Origin of the sequence: Caballeronia udeis (genome assembly GCF_001544555.2) — a bacterium.
Classification (GTDB): Bacteria; Pseudomonadota; Gammaproteobacteria; order Burkholderiales; family Burkholderiaceae; genus Caballeronia; species Caballeronia udeis.
This window is the reverse complement of sequence record NZ_FCOK02000106.1, coordinates 18,751-28,167: the sequence shown is the minus strand read 5'-3', so window position 1 is coordinate 28,167 and position 9,417 is coordinate 18,751. Positions and strand designations below refer to the sequence as shown.

5 protein-coding genes are annotated in these 9,417 nt (G+C 64.9%); all 5 read left to right on the top strand.

Features of this window, described 5'->3' with window-relative positions; translation table 11 throughout:
• Positions 1 to 3,030, top strand: a 3,030-nt coding sequence (locus AWB69_RS41220; RefSeq protein ID WP_156529159.1) for a putative Ig domain-containing protein, incomplete at its 5' end; no start/stop codon positions are given.
• A 28-nt stretch (positions 3,031 to 3,058) separates the two neighbouring features.
• A complete protein-coding gene (locus AWB69_RS41215; RefSeq protein WP_062092523.1) occupies positions 3,059 to 4,816 on the top strand; it encodes a TolC family protein in 1,758 nt (585 codons plus the stop codon).
• Positions 4,817 to 4,846: 30 nt separating this feature from the next.
• A complete protein-coding gene (locus AWB69_RS41210; RefSeq protein WP_156529158.1) occupies positions 4,847 to 5,665 on the top strand; it encodes an efflux RND transporter periplasmic adaptor subunit in 819 nt (272 codons plus the stop codon).
• Between the two features lie 10 nt (positions 5,666 to 5,675).
• Positions 5,676 to 7,034: an efflux RND transporter periplasmic adaptor subunit gene (locus tag AWB69_RS41205; RefSeq protein WP_062092521.1), complete on the top strand. Its 1,359-nt coding sequence runs from the start codon at positions 5,676 to 5,678 to the stop codon at positions 7,032 to 7,034.
• Complete coding sequence (locus tag AWB69_RS41200; RefSeq protein WP_062092520.1) at positions 7,019 to 9,178, top strand: HlyD family efflux transporter periplasmic adaptor subunit; 2,160 nt, start codon at positions 7,019 to 7,021, stop codon at positions 9,176 to 9,178. The genes AWB69_RS41205 and AWB69_RS41200 overlap by 16 nt, the downstream gene beginning before the upstream one ends.
• The last annotated feature ends 239 nt before the right edge of the window (positions 9,179 to 9,417 follow it).

The window sequence follows — 9,417 nt, the reverse complement described above, 5'->3', positions numbered from 1 at the left end:
ACGGGCGCCGATCTGGCGGCGGCAGACACCGCGATTGCGAGTGTCGACGTTTCGGGCGCGCACAACGGCGGCGCGACAGCGGTCAGCGCAGCGACTGTCGCCCTCGACACCACAGTGACGCCGATCAACGATGCGCCGCTCGCCAGCGGCAGCGCGACGCTTGCAACCAATGAAGACGACGGCAATCCGCCGGGCGATACGGTCGGCCATCTGTTCGGCGGCAATTTCAACGACAGCGCCGACCAGCAGCAAAGCGCGAGTAATCCGACCGGGTCGGTGGCGAACACATTGGCGGGTGTCGCGATCACCGGTAACAGTGCAGACGCGAGCCAGGGCACATGGCAATACTCGACGGACAACGGCACGCACTGGACCACGATTGCCGCCACCGGCCTGAGCGATTCGAACTCGCTCGTGTTGTCGTCGTCGGCGCAATTGCGCTTCGTGCCGGCGCCCGACTACAACGGCGTGCCGGGGCAACTCACCACACGCCTGATCGATAGCTCGACCACGGTCATCACCGGTTCAGTGACGGGCGCCGATCTGGCAACCGGCGACACCGCAATCAGCGGCGTGGATGTATCGGGTGCGCACAACGGCGGCACGACGGCGGTCAGCGCAGCGACGGTCGCGCTCGATACGCCAGTGGCGGCGATCAACGATGCGCCGATCGCCAGCGGCGGCGCGACGCTCGCACCGGCCGGCGAAGACTCCAACCCGCCGGGTGATACGGTCGGTCATCTGTTCGGCAGCAATTTCAACGACAGCGCCGATCAGCAGCAAAGCGCCAGCAATCCAACCGGCTCGGTGGCGAACACGCTGGCGGGCGTCGCGATCACCGGTAACGGTGCAGACGCGAGCCAGGGTGCCTGGCAATACTCGACGGATAGCGGGGCGCACTGGACCACGATTCCCACCACCGGCCTGAGCGATTCGAACTCGCTCGTGCTGTCGTCGTCGGCGCAATTGCGCTTCGTGCCTGCGCCCGACTTCAACGGCGTGCCGGGGCAACTCACCACACGCCTGATCGATAGTTCGACCACGGTCGTCGCCGGCTCGGTGACGGGCGCCGATCTGGCGGCGGCAGACACCGCGATTGCGAGTGTCGACGTTTCGGGCGCGCACAACGGCGGCGCGACGGCGGTCAGCACGGCGACCGTCAACCTGGGTACGACCGTGACGGCAGTCAATGATGCGCCGCTCGCCAGCGGCAGCGCGTCGCTGGCGCCGTCCATCGAAGACACCGCCGCGCCGCCAGCCGACACGGTCGGCCATCTGTTCGGCAGCAATTTCAACGACAGCGCCGATCAGCAGCAAAGCGTAAGCAATCCAAGCGGATCGGTGGCGAACACGCTGGCGGGCGTCGCGATCACCGGCAACGGTGCAGATTCGAGCCAGGGCGCCTGGCAATACTCGACGGATAACGGCGCGCACTGGACCACGATTCCCACCACCGGCCTGAGCGATTCGAACTCGCTCGTGCTGTCGTCGTCGGCACAATTGCGCTTCGTGCCGGCGCCCGACTTCAACGGCGTGCCGGGGCAACTCACCACGCGCCTGATCGATAGCTCGACGACGGTCGTCACCGGCTCGGTGACGGGCGCCGATCTGGCAACCGGCGACACCGCGATCAGCGGCGTGGATGTCTCGGGCGCGCACAACGGCGGCGCGACAGCGGTCAGCGCGACGACGGTCGAGCTCGGGACGACCGTGACGGCGGTCAACGACGCGCCGGTGGCAAGCGGCAGCGCCACGCTGGGTGCCGTGAATTCCAGCGATCCGAATCCGCAGGGCGGCCAGGTAGGCAACCTGTTCGGCGGCAATTTCAACGATAGCGCCGACCAGCAGCAAAGCGCCGCCAATCCGACGGGCTCGACGGCAAACCCTCTGGCTGGCATCGCCATCACCGGCAACGGTGCGAATTCGGCGCAGGGCACGTGGCAATACTCGAGCGACGGCGGCAAGAGCTGGAACAACGTGCCGGCCTCGGGTCTGGGCGACGGAGACGCGATCGTCCTGGCGTCGTCGGATAGCCTGCGCTTTAAGCCGTCTGGCGGCTTCAGCGGTACGCCGGGTGGCCTGACGGTGCGGCTGATCGACGGATCGAGCGGTGCGGTGACCGATGCGACGGGTGTCGACCTCGGTGCTGTGGGTGGCACGACGCGCTACAGCGGCGCAACCGTGTCGCTGTCGACGCAGGTCACGAGCACCAACCGGCCGTTCTTGACGCCACCGCCGCAGATCATTCCGGGCTTCAACACGCCGGACGGCAACAGCACGCAGGAAGATCCGAATTCAGACAATTCCAAATTTCCTGACGACACGCTTGTGCCGCCGGCCGAAGGCCGCGGCCACCGCAGCAGCCTGTATGGCGAACCGGTCATTCCGCAGGTCTGGCTGACCGGCTCGATAGGCAACCGTTTCGTGATCGAAGAGCAGCACGCGATCATTCAAGTGCCATCGAACCTTTTCGACGACACGTATCCGGGCGCTACGCTCGAATACGATGCGCGCGCCCCAGGCGGCGGAGCGCTGCCGGAGTGGGTCGAATTCGATTCGCGCAACCTGACCTTCACCGGGACGCCACCGGCAGGTTCGCACGGCACGGTCGAAGTGGAGATCGTCGCGCGCGACCAGTTCGGCAACCAGGCCTACGCGACGTTCCAGATCACGGTGGGCCGCGAGCCGGACGATTTGGAGCAGATGCTTCAACGCGTCGGCGTCAAGGAGCCCGTTGCCCGCGCAGAACTGCCTCATCAAGCGGTCCGGCACACGACGACGCAGCAGCATCCGCTGCCGGGTACCCGTCAGTCCGTGGAGCCGCACCACGCGCAAGCCCAGCCGGTCGCATCAACAGGGTCTCATGGCGCGGCCGATGCGGCAGCGGACGCAGCGATGACCACCCCCGTTCAAATGGGCCGCCGGGCGTTTTCGGCGCAATTGCGTGACGCGGGACCCATTGGAAAGATCCTTCAAGCACGGCAGATCGTTGAAACGATCGCCGAAGTGGCTCCGGTCGAATCCCGATAGTTAATTTCATAAAAAGCGAATAGCAAGCATGAAAAATACAACCGGCAGCCGCCTCGGCGTTGCCCGATCGAAAGCGTCGCGAGTCACGGTGCAGCACCGCGAGGCAGCAGTTTCCGTGGGGCGCATCGGGCTAACCGGAGCCACGCTGCTGTCCGCGATGTTGCTTGCTGCGTGCGCGGTGAAACCCGAACCGATCTCGCAGGCCGAGCATCTGAAGCGAGCCCAGGACGACTACAAGACGCTGTACTCGACCTATGTGCCGCTGACCGAACCGCTGACGTTGTCGGACGCAATCGCCCGCGCGCTCAAGTACAACTACGACGCGCAGCTCGCGAAAACCGAGGAGACGCTGCAGGACCGTCAACTCGATCTCGCGATGGCGCAAATGCTGCCGAGGCTCGCGGCCAACGCGGGCTACAGCTGGCGCAACAACGATAACGCGGCGCAAAGCATCGACGAATTCACGCGCGCGCGCTCCCTCGACTACTCGTTCTCCGAGTCACCTTCGCACGCGACGGCGTCGCTCGAACTGTCGTGGAACCTGCTCGATTTCGGTGTGAGTTATTACCAGGCGAAGCAGCAGGGCTACCGCACCTACGTTGCGGTGGAGCGCCGCCGCAAGGTGATCGACGGCCTCGTCAAGAGTACCCAGGAAGCCTATTGGAAGGCCGTTGCCGCCGACCGGCTGCTGCCGCGTCTCAGGCCGCTCCTGGTCGACGCGCAGCACATGCTTGACGCGGGGCGCCAGGCGAGCCGCGAGAACCTCGTGCCGCCGCTGCAAGGACTCGACTATCAGCAGAACATGCTGTCTGTGGTCGGTCAGTTAAAGCACATGCAGACCGATCTCAACACGGCCACAGTGCAGCTTGCATCGCTGATCAATGTGCCTGGCGACACGCCAATCCAGTTCGCGCCGATGGACCTGGACATGCTCCCTCCCAACAGCGCTGTCGATCCACGCAAGCTCGAGGAGATCGGTCTTGCGATGCGCCCGGAACTGCGCGAAGAGGCATACCAGGAAAAGATCGATCAGCAGGACGTGTACAAGGAAATCATCAAGATGCTGCCCGGTGTCGGCATCCTCGGCAGCCTCAACTACGACACGAACCGCTATCTGTTCAACCCGAACTGGGCACAGCTCGGCGTCAATGCCAGCTTCAACCTGATGAGCCTGATCGAGGGACCGAAGGCGATCGCGGCAGCCAAGACCTCCGTCCAGGTGTCGCACCAGCGCAGGCTCGCGTTGAGCGTCGCGGTGCTGACGCAGGTGAACCTGAGTTATCAGGATTACCTGGCATCGGCGCAGGAACTCGATATTGCGAAGCAGATCAACGACGTCGAGCAGAAGATTCGCGTGGCGTCGGCGAACGCGTCGCAGGCGCAGGAAGAGCCGGAAGCCGATCGCGTGCGGCGCGAACTGGCGTCGATGGTGTCCGAGTTCACCTATGACCGTTCCATCGCACAGGTGCATACGGCGCTGACCAACCTGTACACGTCGGTCGGCGTCGACCTCGTGCCGCCAAACGCCGACACCGACGACTTGCCGACGCTGAGCCGCCGTGTGAAAGCGGCGATCGCCGGCTGGGAAGCCGGCAAGTTGCCCGAGTTGGCGATGCTGACGCCGGCCCCCGCGACGACTCCGGCAGGTGCGGCGGTTCCGGTGGCGGCTGCGTTGACCGAAGAGACTCCCGTGACTGCAGCGCCAATGAAAGCAACCGCCGCGGCTCCGGCCATCGCGCAGACGACGAGTATCGCTACCGCGCAGATTGCGCCGGCAGCGAAATGATCCAAAGTTGAGGTGACGAAGTTGAAACCGATGAAGTCGAAAGTAGCAAAGTTCACGTGCGGCAGTATCGCGGCAGTGGTTTGCGCCACGTTGTGCAATTCACTGGCCGTGGCCGCGCAGGTGCCTGCGACGCCTGTCGCTACGACGCCCGCGTCGTCGGCCGCACCCGAAGTCCGCGTGCAGGTTGTCGCTGAAACGAGCGCGACCATGGGCGCGCCCATGTCCGGGCGCCTTAGTCAGTTTCCGCTGCGCGACGGCGAGCGCTTCAAGCAAGGGCAAGTGCTCGCGCGTTTTGTCTGCGCGGAAAAGGAGGGCGCGCTCGCGCATGCGCGAGCCGTGTACGACGGACGCAAGACCGTCAACGACAGCAAGCAGCGCTTGCGCGCGCTCGGCACATCGAGCGAGGTGGAATACAAGGTTGCCGCATCTGATGAAGAGGAGGCTGCCGCTGACGTGAAGACCGCGCAGACGCTGGTCGACAATTGCATTGTGGTCGCGCCGTTCAGCGGACGCGTGTCGAGCGTGTACACCCACAACTTCCAGTTCCTTCAGGTCGGCGCGCCGATGCTCGACGTGCTGAGCGACCGGAATCTCGACCTCGAAATGATCGTGCCGTCGATGTGGCTCTCGTGGCTCAAACCCGGAAGCACGTTCAACGTCGCCATCGACGAAACAGGCAAGACCTATCCCGCCACACTGACCCGGCTGTCCGGCAAGGTTGATGCGGTGAGCCGTTCGGTCAAGGTCTACGGCCACATCGAGAACCCTCCCGATACCCTCTTGCCAGGCATGAGCGGCCGCGCTCTGTTCGTGCTGTCCGCGGGCGCGTCCGTGGCCGCGCGGCAATGAACGCGCTGCAATGAACCATCCGAATCCTGGTCACGCGCTCAATCATCAATTGCTGCGCCTCGGCGCGCTGCTGCAACTCGAGCAGCGGGCGCGCGCGGCGAGCCGTAGCGAACTGGAATTCCTGATCGTCAACGAGACGGCGGGGATTGTCGCGTATCAGCAGGGCGCGCTGTGGCAAAACCCCGCGACGGGCAGCGCACCGCTGATATTGTCCGGTGTCGCCGCGGCCGACGAAGGTGGCCCGTACTACCTGTGGCTCGCGCGCGTGTTCGCTGCAATAGCACGCGGCGACAAGGCCCGCGAATCGCATGTCGTAAGCGCCGCCGACCTGCCCGACGCGCTTGCGCGCGAATGGGCCGAGTGGTTCCCCGCGCAAGCGATGTGGTGCCCGCTGACGTGGCGCGACGGGGTGCTGGTCGGCAGCATGTTGCTTGGCCGCGCCGACCCGTGGAACGATGGCGAGCGGCAACTGCTCGACGCGCTCGCGGGCACCTATGCGCAAAGCCTGCTGCTGCATCAGCGGGTGCGGGAAGCCGGCTTCTGGCGGCGCCTGCCGGCCAAGCGCCGGCCGCTTGCGATTGCAGCCGCGGTGGTATTGCTGATTGCGTTGTTGCCGGTGCGCGAATCGGTGCTCGCGCCTGCTGAAATCACACCGGTCGATCCGGCGCCGGTGCGCGCGCCGTTCGACGGCGTGGTGGGCGCGTTGCAGGTTACGCCGAACCAACCGGTGCACACTGGGCAAGCGCTCGTGACGCTCGAGCGCAAGCAGTTGCAGACACGCTATGCGGTGGCACAAAAAGCGCTCGATATGGCGCGCGAGGAATACAGCGATACGTCGCAACAGGCGATGAGCGACGACAAGGCGAAGGCGCGCCTCGCGATGCTCGCGAGCAAGGTCGATCAGGAACAGGCCGAACTCGCCTACGACAAGGACATGCTTGACCGGGCAGCAATCACTGCACCGTCGGACGGTATCGCGGTCTTCGACGACACCAGCGAATGGATCGGCAAGCCCGTGGCGCTCGGCGAGCGGATCATGATGATTGCTTCGCCGGCGCGCACGCAACTGCAGATTGAAGTACCGGAGGCGTCGGTGGTGTCGTTCGCACCAGGATCGGAGGTCGTGTTCTTCAATAACCTGACGCCCGACGAGCCGCTCTACGGCAAGCTGGTGTTCGCAAGCTACGCGAGCACGGTGACGGCGGACGGTGTCATGTCGTACGCCTTTCGCGCGGCGCTGGACCCGAGTAGCGCTACGCCGCGCCTTGGCTTGAAGGGAACGGCCAAGATCTATGGGCCGCGCCGCGCTCTGGCGCTGTGGTTGCTGCGACGACCGATGGCAGTGGTGCGCGAATGGCTGTCGATCTGAGCCCGCACGGCAGCGCCTTCACGATTCCCAACGAGCCCGTTCAGCCGATCGGGTTACCGCCGCTGCGCGAGGACCTGAAGCTGCTACCCGGCGCGTCCGCCGGCAATGGCAGCCCGACATGGACGCTCCAGGATCCGGCGCGGCATCGTTTCATCCGCATCGGCTGGCTCGAATTCGAAATACTCGCGCGCTGGGAACTCGCTGAAGCCGGCGCGGTTGCACGGGCGGTGTCTGCGGAAACGACCCTGCGCGCGAGCGCGGACGACGTCGTGGACGTGCTGCGATTTCTGCATCGCGCGGGCTTGCTCGCGGCGCGCGGCGACGGGGCGATTGCGCGTTTCGTCGCGGAAACCGACGGTAAGCGCCTGTCCGCGCCGCGCTGGTTGCTGAAGAACTATCTGTCGATCAAGTTCCGTCTCCTCAATCCCGATCGCTTTCTCGGCGCCGCCGTGGCGCACATGAACTGGGTGTTCACACGGGGCTTCGTCGTGACACTCGGGTTCTTCGCGGCACTCGGGTTCTATCTGATCAGTCGCCAGTGGCCCGCCTATACGCACAGCCTGCTGCATCTCTTTTCGCTGCAGGGCGCGCTGCTGGTGGGGATTGCGCTCGCCTCCGCCAAGGTAATCCACGAACTCGGGCACGGGCTGATGTGCAAGCGGCTCGGCTGCCGCGTGCCGGCGATGGGCGTCGCATTGCTCGTGTTGTGGCCCGTGCTGTGGACCGATACGACCGACGCGTGGCGCCTGACCGACCGCCGGCAACGCCTCGCCATCGATGCCGCCGGCATGCTCGCCGAGATCACGCTGGCTATCGTCGCGTCGCTCGCGTGGTCGGTGTTGCCTGATGGAGCGTTGCGCACCGGCGCGTTCCTGCTGTCAAGCTCGACATGGCTGCTGACGCTCGCGGTTAACCTTAATCCGCTGATGCGCTTCGACGGCTATTTCATTTTCTCCGACTACCTCGACGTCCCGAACCTGCAGGAGCGCGGTTTTGCGATGGGCCGCTGGTGGCTGCGCGAAACGCTGTTCGGACTCGGGGATCCGCCGCCTGAACATTTTCCGCGGGCCAAACGGCGGGTGCTGATCGCGTGGTCGATTGCGTCAATGGTCTATCGTTTCTCGCTCTTTCTCGGTATTGCGCTGGTCGTCTATCACATGGCGTTCAAGGCGCTCGGACTGTTTCTGATGTGCGTCGAAATCGGTTGGTTTCTGGCGCGGCCAATCGTCGGGGAAATCGTCGTTTGGCTGAGGCGCCTTCGCGAAGGGCGGCCCCACCGTCGCGCGACGGTTACCTTCGGTGTGCTGGCCATCGTGCTGCTGCTTCTGATCGTGCCGTGGCGGCACGAAGTGTCCGCGCCAGCCCTGCTGCGCGCCGCGCGGCAGACTACGCTGTACGTCGCGGAACCGGGTCGAGTGACCGAATTGCCACGCAACGGCACGCGAGTTTCCGCTGGCGACTCCATGTTCGTGCTTGCGTCGCCGGCAGTCGCGTATCACAAGGCTGTGGCAGTGGCGACGCTCGCAGGGGTCGAGGCACGCATGAAAGGACAGTCGTTCGATCCCGAAGAGGCAAGCATGATCGGCGTTGGCCAGCAGGAACTGGAGGGGGCGCTGGCGTCACTTGACGACGTTGCGTCGCAGGAGGCGCTGCTCACCGTGCGTGCACCCTTCACCGGCATGATTACCGACGTGCCGCTGACGCTGCGCGAAGGCGAGTGGCTGCCGCGTCGCGAGGTGTTGGGAGTACTTATCGATCCGTCTTCGCAGGTGGTCGAGGCATACATTGGCGAGTCCGATCTGGCGCGCGTGCATCCGGGCGCGAGAGGCCGTTTCTATCCGGAGAACGGTGATGCGCCGGTCGAGCTGACGGTGGCGAGCGTCGGCACGGCGCCAGTGCGCGCGCTCGACGTCCAGGATCTTGCGTCCGTCAACGGTGGCGGCGTAGCGGTGCGCAAGGATCGCGACGGCAAGCTCGTGCCGGAATCAGCCATCTATCGCGCGACACTCGTGCCGGCCGGACGGTCCGCGCCGATCACGAAACGGCTGCGGGGAACAGTGACGATCGATGCGGATCGTAGCGGATTTCTCGGCAGGATTTATAGGCGCGCAGCGGCGTTGGTGATACGCGAGAGCGAGTTGTAACGGTCACCGCGACGATATGAAAGCCGAGCGCAATTCATTTCCGTGGTTCCGCCCGGCGGCAGAAGGTAAAAGACAAAAAAACCAGCAAGCTAGAGGCTTTGCCGGGTTTTCAGGACTTCTTTGGATCTGCCACAATGAGCCGGCAGCAACCCATGGCACCCCGCAACGGCCGGTCGGTGCAAATACATCGTGGCGTAGAATTCGCGTGCCTGCGCGTTCGGGTTTCTCGTGGAAATGCG